This window comes from Amycolatopsis sp. CA-230715, assembly GCF_018736145.1.
Taxonomy (GTDB): Bacteria; Actinomycetota; Actinomycetes; order Mycobacteriales; family Pseudonocardiaceae; genus Amycolatopsis.
Map to the genome: position 1 here is coordinate 7386365 of NZ_CP059997.1, position 18614 is coordinate 7404978.

Sequence of the window (18614 nt, forward strand, 5' to 3'; positions counted from 1 at the left end):
TCGGGTTACCGACGAAAGTACTGTTTCCGCTTTCCGCTCTTCCGGCTCCACGCGCGCCGACTTAGCATGACCGCTTACTGCCGCGTCGCCCCGGTATCGGCAGTGCGGGGAAAGGCGGGTGAGCCGGGAATGCGGACCGGATCGCCCGCGCTGGTGGGAAGAGCGGACGAACTCGCCGCGGTGACCGGGATACTCGCCGCCGGCGCCGGTGTCGTGCTGCTGGGCGGTGAAGCGGGCATCGGGAAGACCAGACTGGTCGAAGAACTGGCCGTTTCCGCGGAGCGTCTGGTACTCGTCGGCCGGTGCGCGCGATTCGACGAACCCGTCCCGTTCGGTCCCGTCGTCGACGCACTGCGGAACCTGGAAAACGAAAAGGCGATCGTCGAACGGGCCGCGCACCGCCCGATAACCGGGGCACTGCGCCGATATCTGCCCGAGATCGCCGATCGCCTGCCACCCGAGCCACCGGAGAGCGGGGACGCGCCGTCGGACCGGCACACCGTGTTCCGCGCGTTCGTCGAGCTGCTGCGCTGCGCGGGGCCGGTGCTGCTGGTCGTCGAAGACGCGCAGTGGGCGGACGAACAAACGCGACGGCTGCTGAGGTACCTGTCCGGGGACACGGCGGGACAGGTGAGCGCCGTGGTGACCTACCGGCCGGAGGAGGTCGACGGCGAGCACCCGCTCGCGAAACCGGGGAACCCCGGCGCTGCCGTGCCGCACGTCCGGCTGGGACCGTTGACGGCAGCGCAGGTGCACGAACTGGCGTCGGCGATCGCGGGCACGCATCGCATCTCGGGCGAGCTTGCGCGCGAGCTGTTCCGGCTCAGCGGCGGGAACCCGCTCGTGGTGGGGGAACTGGTGCGCGCCAAGCAGGATCCCGCGCCGCCGTGGGACACCTCCGAGCGGTTCGACGTGCCGCAGACGGTGGCCGACGCGATCCGCGCGCGGACGGCGGCGCTGCCACCGGACGCGAAGCGGGTGGTCGACTGCGCCGCGGTGCTCGACACGAAGGCGGGACCCGGTTCGATCACGACCGAGGTGCTGACGGCGCTGACCGGCCTCACCCCGGAGGCCACGCGAGCGGGTCTCGTCGCCGCGGTCGAAGCGAACGTGCTGACGGGCACGGCCGCGGGCGGGTACGGGTTCCGGCACGCGGCGGCGCGGCGCGCGGTCTACGAAGCGATTCCCGGGCCCCGCCGCGAAACCTCGCACCGGCACGCCTTCCACAAGCTCGAAGGCACGGCAGCCGAACTGGCCGAGCACGCCTTGCACGGCGGGCTCGCGCGCGAGTACGGCCGGTACGCCGAGCTGGCCGCGGACGAAGCGATCGCGCGGGGCGAGGGGACCGTGGCGGTGCGCGCGCTGCTGCGGCTGGCGCTCCGGCCGGGCACCGGGCGTGCCGATCTCGAGCGCATCGCGGGCAAGATCGGCGAGGTCGCGCCCTACTGCGACGACCGCGTCGAAGCGATCCGGGTGCTCGACCGGACGCTGGCGCTGCCCGGCCTGACGGACCGCTGCCGCGGCATGGTGCGGACCAGCCTCGGGCAGCTGCTGCTGCGCCAGGTCGGCGGTGTCGAGGCGGGGCGCCTCGCGCTCATCAGGGCGGCAGCCGAGCTGGCCGACTTCCCCGAACTGGCCGCGCGAACCGGTTCCTACCTGGCGAAACCGCTGTACGGTTCGACCCCGCTCGCCGCGCACCTGCCGTGGATGCGCAAGGTCGACGCCGCCATCCGGCGTGCCGAGGACACCCCCGGTACGACGTTCCTGCTGGCGAACAACGTCGGGTCGTGGCTCGACATCGGCGATCCGCACGGCTGGTCGTTGCTGGCCCGCCTGCCCGAAGCACCGCGCACGGACGAAGAACAGCGCGACGTCGAACGCGCCTACAACAACGCGGCCGACGCGTGCGCGTGGACCGGCCGGTACCGCGACGGGCTCCGCCTGATCGGGATGGCGTTCGGCTGCTCGACGGCGGGCGGTCAGAAGCAACGGGTCGCGAGCCGGTCGACGAAACTGCACCTCGACTGGCTCACCGGCGCGTGGGACGGGCTCGCCGCACGTGCTGGGAAACTGCGCGCGGGCCATCCCGAGATCCACGGCATCAGCAGCGAGGCCTCGCTGGTGCTCGGGTTCCTCGCCGCCGCGAAGGGGGATTGGACGGAGGCGTCGGTCCTGTTCGGTGAACTGCGCCTGGACCGCCCGGAGAACCTGTCGGCGCCGATCGTGCTGGCCGGGTATGGCGGTCTCGTCCGGTTGAGCCTTGCGCGCGAGCGGTTCGCCGAAGCGGCCGAGTTCGCCGATCGCGCGGTGGAGTTCTTGCGGCACAAGGGGATCTGGGCTTGGGCTGGGGAGGTCGCCGCCTGCGCCGCGGAGGCTTACTGCCGGGTGGGCCGCGCCGATGACGCCCGCGTGCTCGTCGGCGAACTGGCCGCGTCACTGCCGGGAATCGACGCCCCGGCCGCGGCCACCGCGCTGCGGGTCTGCCGCGCGGTCGTGCACGAAGCCGACGGGGAGCACGCGCGGGCGCGCGAGGAGTTCGATGCCGCGAGCCGGGACTACGACGGCTTCCCCGCGCCGTACTTCGCGGCGCAGTGCGCCGAGCAGGCCGCCGCGGCGGGGCTTTGCGCCGGTGACGACGAAGCGACCGAGGAACTGGCCGAGGTGGCCGCCCGATTCGAGGTGCTCGGGGCGACGCGGGACGCCGCGCGCTGCCGTCACCGGCTGCGCGCGGCGGGCGGGTTCACGCCGTCGAGGCGGGGCCGCAACGGCTACGGGAGGTCGTTGTCCCCGCGCGAAGCCCACGTGGCGGAACTGCTGGCGAAGGGCCACACCAACCGGGAGATCGCCGAGGTGCTCCTGATTTCGGTGCGCACGGTGGAACAGCACGTCGCCAGGGTGCTGCGGAAACTGGACGTCGATTCCCGCGGCGCCGTGCGCGAATCCGCACTCGTCGAACGGTGATCAGGGGCCGACCGCGACGAACGGGATCGAGCCGTGCGCGGGCGCGCGGAGCTGCGGGATGGCCGTCGGCAGCGAGGTGAAGTGGTTGTCGGCGGTGACCCAGAGCCGGAAGTCGCCGGTCTGGCCGAGGTTCGTGCCGTATTCGCGGCCGCCGACGAAGGCGGGGCTCTTGCCGACCCCGCCCATCACGATGGCGATCCAGAGTTCCTTGTTCATCGGCTGCGGCGGGACCTCGGTGGTCAACGGCGCCTTGATGATGCCGCCCGCCTGCAGCTGGGCCGAAATGTCCGCGGTGGTCGCGAGCAGCTTGCCGTCGGCGGGGTCGTACACGCCGAGGTAGGAGTTGGTGATCCCGGCGCCCCCGGTGATCACCGCGGTCATCGCGATCCGCGTCGGCACGGTCTGGTCGACGTACACCCGGTTCACGTAGATCACCCCGGGGCTCAGCCCCGGAGTGCTCGGCATGATCGCGGGATCGCCGGTGGCGGCGATCAGGTTGAGCTGAGCCGGTGACCACGCGCCCATCCTGGCCTGCGGCGGCGGGGAAGGCGGCGGGACGGGCGTCGACGAGCACGCGGTGAGTGCGAGCAGAACTCCGATGGCGGCGGCGACCCTTCTCATGCCGCGGATGGTACTCAGCAGGCGGGCGCCCCACGCCGGCCCGCCGTGCTGAACTCGAGCCGGACCGGCGCCGCGCGCGGGATCAGGATCGCCGACCCGGTGGCGGGATGCCACCCGGCGGGCAGGAACAGGTACTGGTCACCGGACTGCAGCACGAGCTTGAGCCCGTCATAGCGGAACTTGTAGGCGTTTTCGCCCGCGTGGCACGGCGTTTCCGTGACGCCTCGCACCCGCAGGCTGAGGCTGCGCTCGCTGTAGAGCACGGTGTCCGGTTCGTACGCGAGGTCGGCTTCGAGCGCGTGTGCCTGCCCGGTGCCGACGGCGGCGGAGTAGTCGGTGGCGAACCAGAACAGGCTCAGACTGACCAGCACGAACACCGCCGCCCATTCGGCGAGCGCGGTCCGCGTGCCGCCCGTGGCCCGCCGCCGCGAGGCGTACATCAGCAGCAGCACGCCGAACGCGAAGCTGAACGGCGGGACCGCGATCGCGAAGTCGAGGAACGGCACGCGCAGGATGTTCAGCACGCCGACGCAGGTGAGGAAGAGCCCGAGCACGACCGCGCCGATCTTGGCGATCCGCACGAGCAGCGGATGCGCGTCGTCGAGCGAAGGCCGCCGCACGAGCCGGTGCAGCCACACCACGGCGAGCCCGATCGACGCCAGCACCGCGAGCGGGACGAACAACCCGTCCGCGCTGCGCACGAGGTAGTCCTGTGTGGACAGTCCGAGCACGGTCGAGTTGACGCCGAAGTAGTAGAAGAACCAGTACGCGTGCAACCGTCCGAAGTAGAACAGCAGCGCGGTGAGCACGGTGGTCGGCGCGACCACCGCGCCCGCGGTCTTCAGTACCTGGCCGAGCCCGTGCGGTTCGGTCACGAGGTGGGCGAAGACGACGAGGTCTTCGTGGTCGTCGGCGTGCTCTTTTCGGTCGGTGGCTTGGTTTTGGCGCACGGCAGCCGGTTCACCAGGAACACGATCTGCGAGCCGTACGGTACTTGCTTGCCCTCCGGCGGGAACTCCACGATCAGGCAGTTCCCTTGCTCCTCGGCGAGCCGGTGCTTCGGATCGGCTTTCGGGACCGCCTTGAGGCACACCTTGTGATCGGCGCAGCCCTTTTCCGCGATCACCCGGTCGATGGCGCTTTTCACCTCGTAGAAGGGCTGGCCGTCGAATTCGAAGTGCGGGATCCGGCCGGGGCTCCCGGTCGCCTCGTGAGAACCGTTCTGCGGTGGCGCTCCGAGAGCGGTTTCCTCGCCGTTCTGCGACGGCCCGCCCAGTGCGGAAGTGGGATCGCTGGAGGAGGAGAAGTCCGACGAGGACGAGGACGAGGATGGCGGGCTGTCGTCGGAGCAGGCCGCGAGCACGGCTCCGGCGGCGATCAGGGTGGCGGCGAAACAACGGCGAGAAGACATCGTGGCCTCCAAAAAGGACCCCGAGAACTCTAGGCGCGCTCCGGCCCTTCAGGTACCGCTTGCCCGGTGAACCGCCCCAAAGGGCAGGCCCCGCACCGGTTTTCCGGTGCGGGGCCTGACCCCCAGGTTATTTTCGGTCAGGAAACGGAACGAACCAGTACCGTTCCGCCACCGACCGCGGTGCCCTCCGCGGTCCGCACGGTCAGCTCGCCGCGCAGCACGCGCCCTTCGCCGGGAGCGCTCGCCGCCGTCACCGCGCCCGGCACCGTCCACGACGTGCCCGCCGCGTGCGGCGCGTCGGCGTCGGTCACCGCGACCGAGCCGAACGAGGGCGCGGTGAACACGTCGAGGTAGTCGTAGGCGGTGCTGCCCGACGGGATCGCGAACCCGTCGACCGCGACGACCCACTTGCCCGCGGCGGGGTTCGCGATCGTCACCGACTCCTCGGCGTCGCCGTCGGCGCTCTGCCCCGCGAGCACGCAGGTCCCGCTCGTGCAGTTGTAGACGCCGAGGTCGAGATCGGCCGCGGTGTCGGCGGGTTTGCCGATGGTCGCGGTGAACGAGGTCGATCCCGGTGCGATCGTCACGGGGTACTGCTGCTGCGCGCCGGTGGCGATGGTCGGCCGGTCGATCTTGGCGCTGCCCAGCGTGCCCCCGGTGAGCTTCCCGGTGAACGCGCCGAGCGTGTTGGCCACCGCGTAGCTCCGGTTCACCGGTGTCCCGATCTTCGCCGACGCGATGTCGTCCGGGTTCGGGGTGACGGTGGTGCCGAGCACGGTGGCGGCGAGCTTCCACGGCGCCACCGGCACATCGGAGGTCCGGCGCGCTTCGACGACCAGTTCCCAGACGCCCGGCAGCGGGTTCGTCACCGTGCGGCTGGTCGGGGTGCCGCCCGCGCAGCCCGCGCCGCCGTCGGGGTTGTAGCAGTTGGTCGTCGAGGTGATGTCGATCGGGACCCCGGTCGGGTCGTAGCGCAGGAACCGGACCTGGCCCTTCCCCGGCGGGCCGCCCGCGTCGAGGTCGATCTTCAGCGCGCTCGCGCCCTGCGGCACGCGCACGAACAGGCTGGTGGCCTGGTTGCGCGCGATGGTGCCGCTGTTTTCGACGCGGTACCCCTTGTCCGCGGTGAACTCGGTCGGCGCGAAGACCGTGTTCATGGTCTGCACGTCGATGCCGATGGTGAGCGGGTTGTCCAGCCGCAGCAACGCCGAATGCGCGCCGGGTCCGGGTTTCACCTGCACGTCGAACTTGACGGGTTTGTTGAGCGGCAACGAAAGGAAGTTGCCCGAGGAGAACGTGCCGTCGTTGCCGACCCAGCTCGCGAAGTACGGCACCGGCCGCGCCGACCCGGTCGTCCTGGTCACCGTGTAGGTGCGGGTGTAGGCCTTGCCCGCGGTGACGCCCTCGCGGTCGTGGATGCCGACGCCGACGTTCGGGGTGGCCAGCAGTCCGGTTTGGACGGTGTGCACCTCGACCGAGGTGGTCACCGCGTCTGGCCGAGGGTTCACTTGCAGGGCAACGAAAGCGGCGGCCACGTTGAACAGCCCGGCGCCCTGCGCGTTGGCGGAAACACCCTTGACGAACCGCGCGGTCGACTTGATCGCCGAACGAAGCTGCGCCACCGGCGGGCGCTGGCCGCCGTGCGTCGCCTTGTACGCGCTGATCAGCAGCGCGGCGGCACCGGTCGCCTGCGGGGACGCCATTGAGGTGCCCTGCAGCATCGCGTATCCGGCCGGAAGCGGGTAGGTACCCGGAATCGGGCTCGGCTGCAGCCACCTCGGCACCGTCGAGATCGCGGCACCCGGTGCGACGATGTCCGGCTTGAACCCGCCGTCCTCGCGCGGACCGCGCGACGAGAACGGGTGGAGTCCTTCCGGCGCCTGGGTTTTCGAGCCGTAGTTCGACAACCAGGTGTCATCGGTGATGTAGGACCCGACGCTCATCGCGTCCGTGGCGACCGACGGGTCACCGACCGAGTTGGCACCGGCTCCGCTGTTGCCCGCCGAAATGAACAGCTGCACGTTGTACTCGGCGATCGTGCGGTTGTAGAGCTCGGCGCGCGCGTTGTTGCCGTCGTTGAGCGCGGGGAGCCCGCCGATCGAGATGTTCACGACGTCGGCCCCGTGGCTGGCGGCGTAGATGACACCGTCGATCAGCCCGCTCGACGTGCACCCGCTGCTGGTGAGGCACACCTTGACCGAGAGCACCTTCGCGCCGGGCGCCGCGCCGTCCATCCGGCCGCCGAACAGGTCGTTGCCCGCGGCGATCCCGGCGACGTGCGAGCCGTGCTCGGCGCCCGCGATCCCGATGTTGACGTACCCGGCCTTGTCGGTCTGCACCACGAAGGCCATGCGCTCGGCGATGTCGGTCGCGGGGTTGTCGGTGCCGAAGAACCCGACGTCCTGGTGATCCTTGTAGTCGGTCATCGGCTTCTCATCGGTGAAGTCCCCGTCGCCGTCGAGGTCGACCCGCACCTGCTTGGTCGCGGTGTCGAGCAGCACGCCCCACGAGTCCTTGCGGTCACCGTCGCGGTTGACGTCGCCGCCGGTCTCGCTGTCCGCAGCGCCGAGGTCGCCCGCGGTTTCGGAGAACACGCCGAAGGTGTACGGGCCGCCGGTGGCGGGCGCGGTCCAGGTCCGGCCGCTGGCGTCGAACTTGCCGGTGTAGGTCTGCGCGGACTGCTTCACCCAGGTGCCGTCACCGGAGGTGGGGGAGTTCGCGGTGTACCAGTCGGTGATCTTGTGCTCGCCGTGGCTGGTGGTGGCGAGCGCGGGGTTGTCGAGGTCGACGCCGGAGTCGAGCACGGCGACGGTGGTGTCCTTGCCGTCCCAGGCGGGGAACACCTGCCCGAACTGCGCGGCGAAGGTGTCGCCGGTCGGCAGGTACGGGTTCACGCGCGGGGTGTTCTTGCCGGGCGCGGGCTGCGGGCTCGGATCGGCCGACCCTTCCGGGGCCGGGTCGTCGATCTTGATGATGCCGTCGACGTCGACGGCGTTGATCGAACCCAGCTTCGACGCCTTGTCCGCGGCGCCGACGGGGACCGTCACCTTGAGGTAGTCGAGCTTCGCGTCAGCGGACTGGACGACACCGCCGAGCGAGCGCAGTTCGTTCGCCGCGGCGTCGGTCTTCCCCCGCTCGGCCGCGACGAGCAGGGTGACATCGGGCTTGCCCGCCTGCTCGGCCTCGGCGACGAGCGCGCGGTCGTGCTCGTCGAGTTCCTTACCGGCGGCGCCGCCCGCGCCGGGGCTCGGCGGCGGGCTCGGCTGGGCGGAAGCGGTCGGCGCGGCGACGCCGACGGTGGCCGCGGCCAGCACCGTGGCCAGCGCCGCGATCGCTCCGCGTCTCCACCGCGTTCGCAGGGTTTGCTCCATCACGTGATCGGCCTCTCGAGAAGTGCAGGATGGAGTGAAAGCTCATCGTGCGCGCGGCCCTACGGCAATCACACGCTTGGCCTATTTATCGCAATTGGTTGTGAGCCGTTCGGCGCAGTCCTCTCCGCTGAATGTGGGGTATTGACCGCCGCAATTGTCTGTCCGTTGATTACCGGCCTCGATCGCGTGTTCGGCCCGCTGTCCCCGAAGGCCACCTTCGGGGACTCTAGCGCCACTTTCCCGGCCCTCGCAGGCGTGCGAGCCGGGCTGCGCATGCCCCGAAGGTGGCCTTCGGGGCGTTGGACGCCACAAATCCACCCCTCGCACATTCGACCGCCGCCGGGCCCCTGCCCTGAGAGCGACCTTCGGGGCGCTGGGTGCCCTGAAGGTCACCTTCGGGGCATCACCAGATCCCCGCCGAAGCGGCAGAAGCCTTACCAGCGCGGAATTCGCGGCGGGTTAGCGCGAGGTGCGGTCGCCGCCGAGCAGCTCGATCATCTTGGCGAGCTGTTCGGCGTAGTGCTTGGTCAGTTCCGGGGAGCCGGAGTCGCCGTCGAAGATGCCGCGGGCGAGTTGCGGGTACACCGCGAGCCCGTTGGCCGCGCTCATTGCGATGAGCAGCAGCGCGGCGGGGTCCACCCGGTCGTCGATCTCGCCCGTGCGCTGGCGCTCGCGGATCATCTCGACCTCGTGCCGGAGGCGGGCATTGCGCTCGTCGGCCTCCGGCCCGGACTCGCCGGTGTCGGCGAGGCCTTCCCACGCGAGGTGGCGCCCGCCGCGGTTGTTGGCGACGCTCACCTCGACATAGCGCTTGATCATGTCGGCGAAACCCATCTCCTCGGGAAACGCCTGCGCCTCGTATTCGAGCCACTTGCGGCCCATCTCCCGGTACAGGCCTTCTTTGCCGTCGAAGTAGTAGGAGATGAGCTGCTGGTTCACCCCGGCGCGCGCGGCGATCTCGGAGACCCGGGCGCCGGCGAACCCCTTCGCGGAGAACTCGTCGGCCGCCGCTTCGAGGATGCGCGCCTTGGTGCGCTCGGGATCGCGCTGCCGCTCGTGCGGGGCGGGCGAACGCCGGGCCCGGCGCTTGCCCTTGGCTGTCCCATCCTCTGCGGTCATGACCGGCATTGTGCCATCCGGGCAGCGAACTCAGTTATCCGTTCGGTTGACGTGGTCAGGGCAGCGGCTGCCACGAGGGCGTGGCGCCGGGGACGAACTTGCCGAACACCACGTCCGCGAAGTGCCCGCCGAACCCGATCGTGCCGGGCTGGGCCAGGTCCTTCAGCAGCTCGCGCCGGTACCGGGTGGCCTGCTCGGCGTCGTGATCGGAGGCCGCCGTCCATTCGGGATGGTCGGTTTGGATCGGCGAGTGCAGCGCGTCGCCGAGGACGATCAGCCGCTGGTCGCCGCCGGTGATCACGTAGGACGCGTGGCCGAAGGTGTGGCCGGGCGTGAGGATCATGCGGACCCCGGGGAAGATCTCCTCCCCGTCGGCGATGGTGCGCACGCGCGGCGCCAGCAACTCCAGGGTTTCCCGGCTCGTGCCGTGCGCCTCGACGAGTTCGCGGTGCGCCCACTCGGGCTCGGCGATCAGGTATTCGGCCGCGGTGAACGCGGGCTGGTCGCTGCCGGGCGCCGGGTGCCACGCCCAGCCGAGGTGGTCGAGGTGCAGGTGGGTGAACGCGACCGCCTCGATGGTTTCGGGGCGGCGCGGGAGGTTTTCGAGCAGCGCGCCGCCTTCGATCGCGCCGTTCGGTTGCCCCGCCACGGCGGGTACCGAGAACGGCCCGACCCCGGCGTCGATCAGGAGCGCGCGCTCATCGCGCTCGACCAGCAGGCCGCCGATGCTGCCCACCAGGTTGCCGGTTTCGTCGAGGTACTCGGGATGGTCGGCCCACACCTCGTCGGTGGTGCCGGGCAGCCAGCCGCGCGGCGTGAGCTGCACCGCGCCGTCGGGCACGTAGGTGACGCGGGTGTCGCCGAGGTGGAGGGAACGGAGGATCGCGGCGCGGCTGAGCCGGTTCGTGGTCATGTCTTCGACCATAAGCTTCTAACTTGAAAGATGCAAGCTTGAATAATTCTGACTTGACCGACCTTTGCTAAGCTGGGGGCCATGCCTTCCCGTGACACCGAAGCCGCCGCCGAACGCGAGCTGTGCGGCCTGGTGAACGGGCTCGCCAGGCAGATCGCCGAGCACGTGCGCGATCGCGCGGGCAAGATCGGCCTCACCGCGCCGCAGGGCACCGCGCTGCGCGAGCTGACCGGCCCGATGACGATGCGCGAGCTGGCCGAGCGGATGAGTTGCGAACCGTCGAACGCGACCTTCGTGGTCGACAAGCTGGAAGCGCAGGGCCTCATCGAACGGCGCCCGCACCCGACTGACCGCCGCGCCAAGCAGCTCGTGCTGACCGAGGACGGCGAAGCACTGCGCGACAAGCTCCTCGCGCTGCTGGTGCAGGATTCGCCGCTCGCCGGGCTGAGCGGAGCGGAGCAGGGCGTGCTGCACGCGCTGCTGGACAGGGCGGTGCGATGACCTTTTCCGATCTGCACCACGCTGAAACGCCGCTGGTGCTGCCGAACGCGTGGGACGTCCCGTCCGCGCTCGCGTTCGCCGAAGCCGGTTTCCCCGCGATCGGCACCACGAGCTTCGGCGTCGCGTCGAGCCTCGGCAGGCCGGACGGTGGACGGTCCACAAAGGACGCGAACCTGGCGCTGGCCGGTGCCCTGCGCGCGCTCGACGTGTACGTGAGCGTGGACATCGAAGACGGGTACGCCGACGACCCGGCGGAGGTCGCCGAGTACGCCGCGGCGCTCGGCGTCGCGGGCATCAACATCGAGGACAGCACGGACGAAGCGCTGATCTCCCCGGCGCGGCACGCGGCCAAGGTGACGGCGATCAAGGCACGCTGCCCCGGCCTGTTCGTCAACGCCCGCGTCGACACGTACTGGCTCGGCACGGAACCCGAATCCACTGTGGACCGCGCACTGGCCTATGTGGACGCGGGTGCCGACGGCGTTTTCGTGCCCGGCACCACCGATCCCGAAGTGCTGCGCGCGGTGACCTCGGCGGTTCCCGTCCCGGTCAACGTGCTGGCGAACCCGGCGCTGTCCCTTGCCGAACTCGCCCGACTCGGCGTGCGCCGGGTGAGCACGGGATCCCTGCCGTACCGGGCCGCCGTGCGGGCCGCCACGTCGGCGGCCGTCGCCGTGCGCGACGGGGGAGTGCCGCCTGCCGCGGCTTCGTATCCGGAGCTACAGGCGCGCCTGGTCCGCTACTCGGCGAACTCCTGATATTCGTCCGCGAACCGGAGGGCGGGCCCACCCGCCTGCAGGCCGAGCGGGACGGCGCGCCCCTTCGGCTCTTCCCAGTCCTCCTGCCTGCCGAGCGCCGTGAGGTCGAGGTAGGAGTTGGTGCCGCCGAGCACGTCGATGCCGCGGGCGTAGGCGGAATAGGTGTGGAAGACCTCCTCGCCGACGCGCAGGAACGCACTGATGCCAGGCCAGTCGCCGCGCATGCCCTCGCTCCACGGCGTCCCGGCTTCGGCGAGTTCGGCCTCGGTGCGGAAGTTGAGCAGCACGGGCGCGACCCGGTCGTCGACCGTCGCGTGGAAGTCGTGGTTGAACTCGGCGCTCGACGAGTACCAGGGGAACGTCCAGCCCATGCGCTCGCGGAACGCGGCGATCTTCTCGTACGGCGCCCGCGATGCCGCGGCCAGCGAGGTGTTGCGGACGTGGAGCTGGGTCAGCTTCGCGATTCCGTCGGCGGTCCCTGAACAGCTCGAACACCCGGTGTCGCGGGGGTGCTCGGTGCCGTCGGCGTCGATGTCGTAGGTCCACATGAAGTGGTGCAGGACGAGCTGCGACCGCCCTTCGAACAGGTCGAGCAGCCCGGCCTCGCCGTCCGGGCCGGTGAAGCGGTACGGCTTGTCGACGCGGACCATCGGCAGCCGCCTGCGCTCGGCGTTCAGCTCGTCTCGCGCCCTGGTGAGCGCCTTTTCCTTGACCAGCAGCTCTTTCCGCGCGACGAGCCATTCCTCGCGCGACACCACTTCGGGCAGGTTCATTCCGGCCATCTCCCCAACCGCTCTCGTTTTGCAAGTGGTATGACGCTAGGGCAGACTGGTGCGGAAACGCAAGCGGTTGGGAGTGGGTTCGTGCGGAAGGACGTTCGATCGGGCTGTCCGATCAACCTGTCGCTGGAGATCTTCGGCGACCGCTGGACCCTGCTGGTGCTGCGCGACGTGATGTTCGGCGGCGCCAGGCACTTCCGCGAACTGCTCGGCGGCCCGGAACGGATCTCGTCGAACATCCTCGCCGACCGGCTCGCCGTGCTCGTGGACGGCGGGCTGCTCACCAGGAGCGGCGATCCCGCGCACAAGCAGAAGGTCACCTATTCGCTGACCGAGCGGGCGATCCAGCTCGTCCCGGTGTTCGCCCAGCTCAGCGCCTGGGGCGTGCGGCACCTCCCGGTCGGCGACGAGTTCGCGGCGCGCGCGGGCGTGCTCGACCGCGGTGGCCCTCGCCTGTGGGAGGAGTTCATGGACGAGTTGCGCGAGGTCCACCTCGGGGAGGGCGCGCGGCTCCGGCCGCGGCCGAAGGGGCGGACCGTGCGGGATCGCATGGAGACCGCATACGAAGCGGCGCTCGGCTGAGCGCTACTTCTCTGGCACGATCGTGCACTGTGGACAGTTCGCGCGGATAGCCTGCTCCAGGTCTTCGTGCCCGTCCAGTTCGCCGGAGAACTTGAGCACCGCGCCGTCGCTGAACCGGATCGTGCAGGTGTAGTCCCGGACCAGTAGCCGGGTCAGCCACGTGCTTCGCTGGATGTGGACGGGTTTCATACTGGCGACCTCGTGCCACGGCCAGGCCCGGATCCGCCCTTTGGCCGTGTGCACGAGTCCCGCGCTGCGCGCCTCGAACGTTTCCTTGAGGCCGCGCAGCGCCAGGTACACGAACATCAGGATCGCCGCGAGCGCGGCGAACACCGTGCACCAGATGCCGATGTTGATCGCCATCGTGTACCGGTAGGAGTAGCCGGACCGCATCATCGGAATCGTGAGTGCGCAGACGATCCCGGCCACGACGAGGGCGCCGAAGCCGATCGGCAGCAGGCGTACGCGGGAGACGCGGTATCGGCTCAGCACCGCGCCGAGCGTGGCGGGATCGATTCGCACGGGCACCTCCAGCGAAGTCATTCGTCGACTGTGCGCCAGTCCGGGTTCCCGCACCACGGCATTGTCCGGTACCGGACAAGTCGGTGGTGGCGACCTCCGTCGGATTGACGCCTGGATGTCCGCTCGGCGAGGATCAGGGGGCAACCAGTTGACAACGTTGTCAGAAAGGGACTCCGCCTATGAGAACGCGCAGACGCGTGTTCGCCGCGCTGGCGACCGCGACCGTCGGTGCCGGTCTGGTCGTCGCGCCCGCCGCCGAAGCGTCCCGGTTCGCCGATCCGACGACGCTGGTGAACACCTCGATCGGCAACAACGGCGACGGCACCACGTTCCCCGGTGCGGCGGCGCCGTTCGGGATGGTGCAGCTCAGCCCGGACACCCAGCTCAAGAAGTACGCCTCCTACGACTACGCGCAGGACACCATCCTCGGCTTCAGCCACACCCACCTCTCGGGCGTCGGCTGCCAGACGATGGGCAACTTCCGGTTCATGCCCACCACCGGCGCGGTCACCTCGTCGGATCCCGCGCAGTACGGCTCGAAGTTCAGCCACGCCAACGAAAAGGCGTCCCCTGGCGCGTACTCGGTGAAGCTCGACAAGTACGACGTGCAGGCCGAGCTGAGCGCGACCGAGCGCACCGGGCGGCACCGCTACACCTACCCCGCGGGCGCTGGCACGCAGAACGTGCTGATCGAAGCGGGCGAGAGCAACGGTTACACCTATGCGGGCGACGTCCACGTCGTCGGGAACGACACGGTGGAAGGCTGGCTGCAGGGCGGAAACTTCTGCTGGGAGACGGAGAAGGAGCGCTACAAGGTCTTCTTCAGCGCGAAGTTCGACCGCCCGTTCGCTTCGTTCGGCACCTGGACCGACGGCAAGCTCGCGCCGGGCGCACGCGACGCGTCGCTCGGCAGCAAGCGCGCGGGCGCGTGGCTGAGCTTCGACCCGAAGGCGGGCAAGCAGGTCGGCGCCAGCGTCGGTATTTCATACACCGGCGTCGACGGCGCGCGCCTGAACCGCACTGCCGAGACCGAGCGGAGCTTCGACAAGACCAAGGACAAGGCCAACCGCGCCTGGCGCGAGGAATTGGAGCGCCTGCGCGTGGCGGGCGGCAGCACGGCGGATCAGCGCACGTTCTACAGCGCGCTGTACCGCTCGCTGCTGCACCCGTCGGTGGGGTCCGATGTGGACGGCCGGTATCGCGGCATGGACGACAAGGTGCACTGGTCGGATTCGCCGTACTACCAGATGTTCTCGCTGTGGGACACCTACCGGTCGCAGAACCAGCTCGTCGCGCTGCTGCACCCGGAGCGCGCCGCGGACATGACGAAATCGGTGCTCAAGATCTACCAGGACGGTGGCTGGGTGCCGCGCTGGGCGCTCGCGGGCGGCGAGACGAACGTGATGAGCGGTGACCCGGTGACCCCGTGGGTCGTCGACAACTACCGTCGCGGCCTCCTCGACGACAGGACCGCGCGTGCCCTGTTCGACGCGTTGTGGCGCAACGCGAACGAGGTGCCCGCCGATCAGTCGAAGTTCCGCGGCCGCGACGGCAACCCGAGTTACGTGAAGAACGGCTGGATCGGATATCGGGACGTCCCCGGTTACCAGTTCGGTGACACCAGGCAGGCCGGTTCGGCGAGCCTCGAGTACGGGCTGGCGGACTGTTCGCTCTCGCTGATGGCGCAGGGCCTCGGCGAGCGTGACAAGGCGAAGACGCTGGCGTCGAGGTGTGACAACTTCACGAAGCTCTGGGACAAGAGCGTACAGTCGAAGGGCTTCACAGGCTTCCCGCGTTCGCGAGCGGAGGACGGCTCGTGGGTCGGCGACCCGGACCCGGCGAAGTCGACCGGGTTCCACGAGGGCACGCCGTGGCAGTACCAGTGGCTCGCGCAGCAGGACCCGAAGGCGCTGTTCGGCCTGATGGGCGGCGCGGAGAAGGCGGAGCAGCGGCTCGACACCTTCTTCGACATGCCGTTGCTGCTGAAGGATCCGGCGAAGGCGGCGAAGGAGTCGTGGGTGATCGGCGCCTACGACTACCACAACAACTTCGCGTTCAACCCCAACAACGAGCCGGACCTGCACGCCCCGTGGATGTACTCGTGGACGGGCTCGCCGTGGAAGACCTCGGCGGTGATGCGCGCGGCGAAGACCCTGTTCACCGACACCCCGTACGGCATGCCGGGGAATGACGACCTCGGCACGATCTCGTCGTGGCTGGTGTTCTCGATGATCGGCGTGTTCGAGGCGACGCCCGGCTCGGGCGTGTACTCGCTCAGCGCGCCGATGTTCGAGAAGGTCGAGATGAAGCCGGAACACGGCCGGAAGGTGACCATCGAAGCGCGCGGCGCGGACGCGGCGAAGCTGCAGTCCGTGGCGGGCGCGAAGGTCGGTCACCGGGCTTGGGACCGGAGCTGGCTCACCCACGAGGAACTGCTGGGCGCACACAAGATCAAGTTCGACCTGGTCGAAGGACCGAGCTCGTGGGCCGTGAACGCGGCGCCGCCGAGGTTGCTCGACGCCGGGTAGGTCAGCGCACGACGAGGGCCGTGACGGCGGCGGACCAGGCACGACGCGAAAGCGCGAGCTGCCCGCCGTCACGGTCCTTCGTGTCGAGGACCCGGACGCGGCGATCTATGACTGTTCCGATCAGGTGCTCTCCCTTGCGATCAACTGCCGTGAGTCCTCCTCGCTTAGCGCGCGACTCAGGATGGTTTTCGCTGCGCGCTGGTAACTTTGCACGTCGGCGTTTTCGTAGAGGAATGCTCCGCCGCGGTAGTGCTCCAAGAACACGATCGGTGGTTGACCTCGGAACTCGTAAACCACGAATGCGCTGATCAGCGCGGGATACCAGTCCTCTCCCGCAGGCACCAGCCGAAGCGAGATGTTGGACCGCTTGGTCTCCTCCAGAAGGCGGTCCACCTGATCCGACATGATCGCCGGGTCGCCGACGTTTTGCTTCAGAGCCGACTCGGCCATGACCGCCACGAGATCAGGCCTATCGAACTTCCGCAGAACTTCCTGCCGCTGGATCCTACCGGCAAGACGGTGGTCCACTTCCGCTACGGAAAGGTCGCCGGAACTCAGGATGGCCCGTATGTAGTCCGCGGTTTGAAGTAGCCCGGGGATAAGGGTTCCAGTCCACATCGTGATGCGAACGGCGGTCTGTTCGCAGGCCACCATTCCCGTGATCGAATGTGGTAAATGCGGAAGGCTCGGTGCCAGCCAATTGTAGTCTCGGGTGTCCCGGGCGAGGTCGACTATGCGGTCTTTCTGCTCGCCGGTGACCCGGAGGCAGCCCAAGAGGTGGGCCACGTCCTCCGTTGTGGGTAGTCGGGTTCCCTTCTCCCAGTAGGACAGGAGTGGGTGAGGGACTTCGAGAAGCCGCGAGAGCTCGCGTAAGCCGACGCCGCGGCTCTCGCGCGCTTCGCGCAGAGCCGCCGCGAGAGTTCTCGCTCGGGGCGATGCGATGGGTGTTTTCATGAACGCATCGTACAAAGGGGCACCGACACTCTCAGCGCGGTACTTTCGGTGCAGAATTGCACCAGATTAAATCATCCTCGGGAACGTCTTCGGGGAGTAGACCGTGCTGAGATGGCAACAGGCAGAGGGAAAGCGGCATGCGATGGAGGGGCCCTTCGCGCCGCGTCCCGACGAGACCTTCCGGACCCTGTGTGGCTTGGAAGTGACGGTCGTCCGCGCGGACATCCCACAGCTCGGTGGCCGGTGGTTCGACGCGACCTGTCTCTCGTGCGAGAAAGCGTGGCTGGCGCGCACGTGATCGAACGCGACCTCCGGCTGCTGGATCGTCTTCGCGACCTCCAGTCCTCGCTCACCCAGGACATCCCTTGGCTCGTCGAGTCCCGATGCGACGGTGTGCCCCGCGCGGACGGCCTTCGCGATCTCGGCGAGCGCCTCGCAGACCTGAGCGCCGCCCTGCTCGCTCGCGCCGACGAACTGGACGCGGCGGCGCTCGCGAAACTCCCGCCCGACCGGTGGATCCCCGCCGTGGACTCCACCCGCCTCGCGCCCGGCCTCGCCCATCGCGTCGCCGAACACCCGCTGCGCCATGGTCTCGTGTACCTCGCCCTGTGCGGCGCGGCGTGCCTTCCCTTCTACGGCAAGGATCCCGACCGCCGCATCGACCGCCACGCCCGCTGCGGCCGGTGCGTCCACTGGTCGACGGTTTAGGCTCGCGGCTCGACGGTCTTGCGGCCAACGACATACCAGAGCAGGCTGCCCAGGAACGGCAGGGAGAGAATCACCAGGAACCACAGGATCTTCGCCCCGCAGCCGATTCGCGCGCCCAGCATGTCGACCAACGCGGCCAGGAAGAAGATCAGGTAGGCGGCGGAGACGGCGATCAAGAGGAGGCCGAGGATCCCCGGCCCCATGCTGATCGAATCGTGGGCCAGGTTGAGCGTGGTCGCGAGGTGGTCCGACATACCTGGAGGACGCGCGAGTCGTATCGTGGGTGATCCGTTCACGCGAACGCTGCCCTTTCATCCCCCGCACAATGACCTTTGTGCCAGCGACGGGTCGAGAACCGCGGAGCGAGACGACTCCTCCCACTCGGCTGTAGCGTGGCGGTGTGGACTGGAAGCGGGATCGGATCGGGACGGCGTTGCGCGGGACGAATCCCACCGTGCTGCGGCGGCTGAACGCGGGGTTCGCGAACATCGGAGACGTTCAGTTCCTTCCGGGGTACTGCGTCCTGCTCGTCGACACCCCGGACGTGCAGCGGCTGACCGGTCTTCCGCGCCGCCGACGGCGGCAGTTCCTCGCCGACATGGACCTGGTCGGCGAGGCTGTCGAGCGAGTCTGCGGCCGTCGCGACGCCGGATTCCGGCGAGTCAACCTGGAGATCCTCGGCAACACGGACCCTTACCTGCACGCGCACGTTTGGCCGCGTTACGACTGGGAGCCCCAGCAGCTCGTCGGTCGTCCGGTGTGGCTGTACCCGGCGGAGCGCTGGTCCGACCCGGCAACTCACCTCGGACCCGAACACGATGACCTCAGAGCTGAGCTGGCGGCCGAGATCGACCGGCTGCACCTCAGCACGGACTGAACGGGCGCA

General features: G+C 69.4%; 18 protein-coding genes. 8 read left to right on the forward strand and 10 right to left on the reverse strand.

From position 1 onward, the window contains the following. The first annotated feature begins 129 nt into the window (after positions 1–129). Complete coding sequence (locus HUW46_RS35145) at positions 130–2961, forward strand: ATP-binding protein (RefSeq protein WP_215543033.1); 2832 nt, start codon at positions 130–132, stop codon at positions 2959–2961. Here the strand turns inward: HUW46_RS35145 and HUW46_RS35150 are convergent, their stop codons facing one another. The 6 genes from HUW46_RS35150 to HUW46_RS35175 form a co-directional block, all read right to left on the reverse strand. Next, positions 2962–3582 carry a hypothetical protein gene (locus HUW46_RS35150; RefSeq protein ID WP_215543034.1) on the reverse strand — a complete coding sequence of 207 codons (621 nt, stop codon included), beginning with the start codon at positions 3580–3582 and terminating at the stop codon, positions 2962–2964. A 14-nt stretch (positions 3583–3596) separates the two neighbouring features. Beyond that, positions 3597–4532, reverse strand: a complete 936-nt coding sequence (locus HUW46_RS35155; RefSeq protein WP_215543035.1) for a hypothetical protein — start codon at positions 4530–4532, stop codon at positions 3597–3599. Continuing rightward, on the reverse strand, positions 4454–4993 hold the full coding sequence (locus HUW46_RS35160; protein ID WP_215543036.1) for a hypothetical protein: 540 nt from the start codon (positions 4991–4993) through the stop codon (positions 4454–4456). Before HUW46_RS35160 ends, HUW46_RS35155 begins: the two co-directional genes overlap by 79 nt. A gap of 137 nt (positions 4994–5130) precedes the next feature. Beyond that, a complete protein-coding gene (locus HUW46_RS35165; RefSeq protein ID WP_215550302.1) occupies positions 5131–8364 on the reverse strand; it encodes a S8 family serine peptidase in 3234 nt (1077 codons plus the stop codon). A gap of 459 nt (positions 8365–8823) precedes the next feature. Further along, positions 8824–9483 carry a TetR/AcrR family transcriptional regulator gene (locus HUW46_RS35170; RefSeq protein WP_215543037.1) on the reverse strand — a complete coding sequence of 220 codons (660 nt, stop codon included), beginning with the start codon at positions 9481–9483 and terminating at the stop codon, positions 8824–8826. 55 nt (positions 9484–9538) lie between these two features. Next, entirely contained in the window at positions 9539–10396 is an 858-nt protein-coding gene (locus HUW46_RS35175; protein ID WP_215543038.1) for an MBL fold metallo-hydrolase, read from the reverse strand. 81 nt (positions 10397–10477) lie between these two features. Between HUW46_RS35175 and HUW46_RS35180 the strand changes: the two genes are divergently transcribed. Beyond that, positions 10478–10897 (forward strand): MarR family winged helix-turn-helix transcriptional regulator, encoded by a 420-nt coding sequence (locus HUW46_RS35180; protein ID WP_215543039.1) that lies wholly within the window; start codon positions 10478–10480, stop codon positions 10895–10897. After that, a complete protein-coding gene (locus HUW46_RS35185) occupies positions 10894–11655 on the forward strand; it encodes an isocitrate lyase/PEP mutase family protein (protein WP_215543040.1) in 762 nt (253 codons plus the stop codon). Before HUW46_RS35180 ends, HUW46_RS35185 begins: the two co-directional genes overlap by 4 nt. Here the strand turns inward: HUW46_RS35185 and HUW46_RS35190 are convergent. After that, complete coding sequence (locus tag HUW46_RS35190) at positions 11637–12428, reverse strand: DUF899 domain-containing protein (RefSeq protein WP_215543041.1); 792 nt, start codon at positions 12426–12428, stop codon at positions 11637–11639. The two genes, HUW46_RS35185 and HUW46_RS35190, sit on opposite strands and share 19 nt — an antisense overlap. A gap of 90 nt (positions 12429–12518) precedes the next feature. Here HUW46_RS35190 and HUW46_RS35195 point away from each other — a divergent pair, with 90 nt between their 5' ends. Then, complete coding sequence (locus HUW46_RS35195; RefSeq protein WP_215543042.1) at positions 12519–13016, forward strand: winged helix-turn-helix transcriptional regulator; 498 nt, start codon at positions 12519–12521, stop codon at positions 13014–13016. A gap of 3 nt (positions 13017–13019) precedes the next feature. Here HUW46_RS35195 and HUW46_RS35200 read toward each other — a convergent pair whose 3' ends face one another. After that, positions 13020–13559, reverse strand: coding sequence for a DUF6585 family protein (locus tag HUW46_RS35200; RefSeq protein WP_215543043.1), 540 nt, complete (start codon positions 13557–13559; stop codon positions 13020–13022). Between the two features lie 158 nt (positions 13560–13717). On the opposite strand from HUW46_RS35200, the gene HUW46_RS35205 reads away from it, so the two are divergent. Continuing rightward, complete coding sequence (locus HUW46_RS35205) at positions 13718–16066, forward strand: GH92 family glycosyl hydrolase (RefSeq protein ID WP_215543044.1); 2349 nt, start codon at positions 13718–13720, stop codon at positions 16064–16066. Positions 16067–16186: 120 nt separating this feature from the next. Here HUW46_RS35205 and HUW46_RS35210 read toward each other — a convergent pair whose 3' ends face one another. Then, positions 16187–17020, reverse strand: a complete 834-nt coding sequence (locus tag HUW46_RS35210; protein WP_215543045.1) for a helix-turn-helix domain-containing protein — start codon at positions 17018–17020, stop codon at positions 16187–16189. 142 nt (positions 17021–17162) lie between these two features. Between HUW46_RS35210 and HUW46_RS35215 the strand changes: the two genes are divergently transcribed. Together HUW46_RS35215 and HUW46_RS35220 are read left to right on the forward strand one after the other, a co-directional pair. Next, positions 17163–17318, forward strand: coding sequence for a zinc finger protein (locus HUW46_RS35215; protein WP_254125196.1), 156 nt, complete (start codon positions 17163–17165; stop codon positions 17316–17318). Next, a complete protein-coding gene (locus tag HUW46_RS35220) occupies positions 17288–17728 on the forward strand; it encodes a hypothetical protein (protein WP_254125198.1) in 441 nt (146 codons plus the stop codon). The genes HUW46_RS35215 and HUW46_RS35220 overlap by 31 nt, the downstream gene beginning before the upstream one ends. On the opposite strand, the gene HUW46_RS35225 is transcribed toward HUW46_RS35220, so the two are convergent. Next, positions 17725–17982 (reverse strand): PLD nuclease N-terminal domain-containing protein, encoded by a 258-nt coding sequence (locus tag HUW46_RS35225; protein ID WP_215543047.1) that lies wholly within the window; start codon positions 17980–17982, stop codon positions 17725–17727. The genes HUW46_RS35220 and HUW46_RS35225 overlap by 4 nt on opposite strands. Positions 17983–18128: 146 nt before the next feature. On the opposite strand from HUW46_RS35225, the gene HUW46_RS35230 reads away from it, so the two are divergent. Then, positions 18129–18605, forward strand: a complete 477-nt coding sequence (locus HUW46_RS35230) for a hypothetical protein (protein WP_215543048.1) — start codon at positions 18129–18131, stop codon at positions 18603–18605. The last annotated feature ends 9 nt before the right edge of the window (positions 18606–18614 follow it).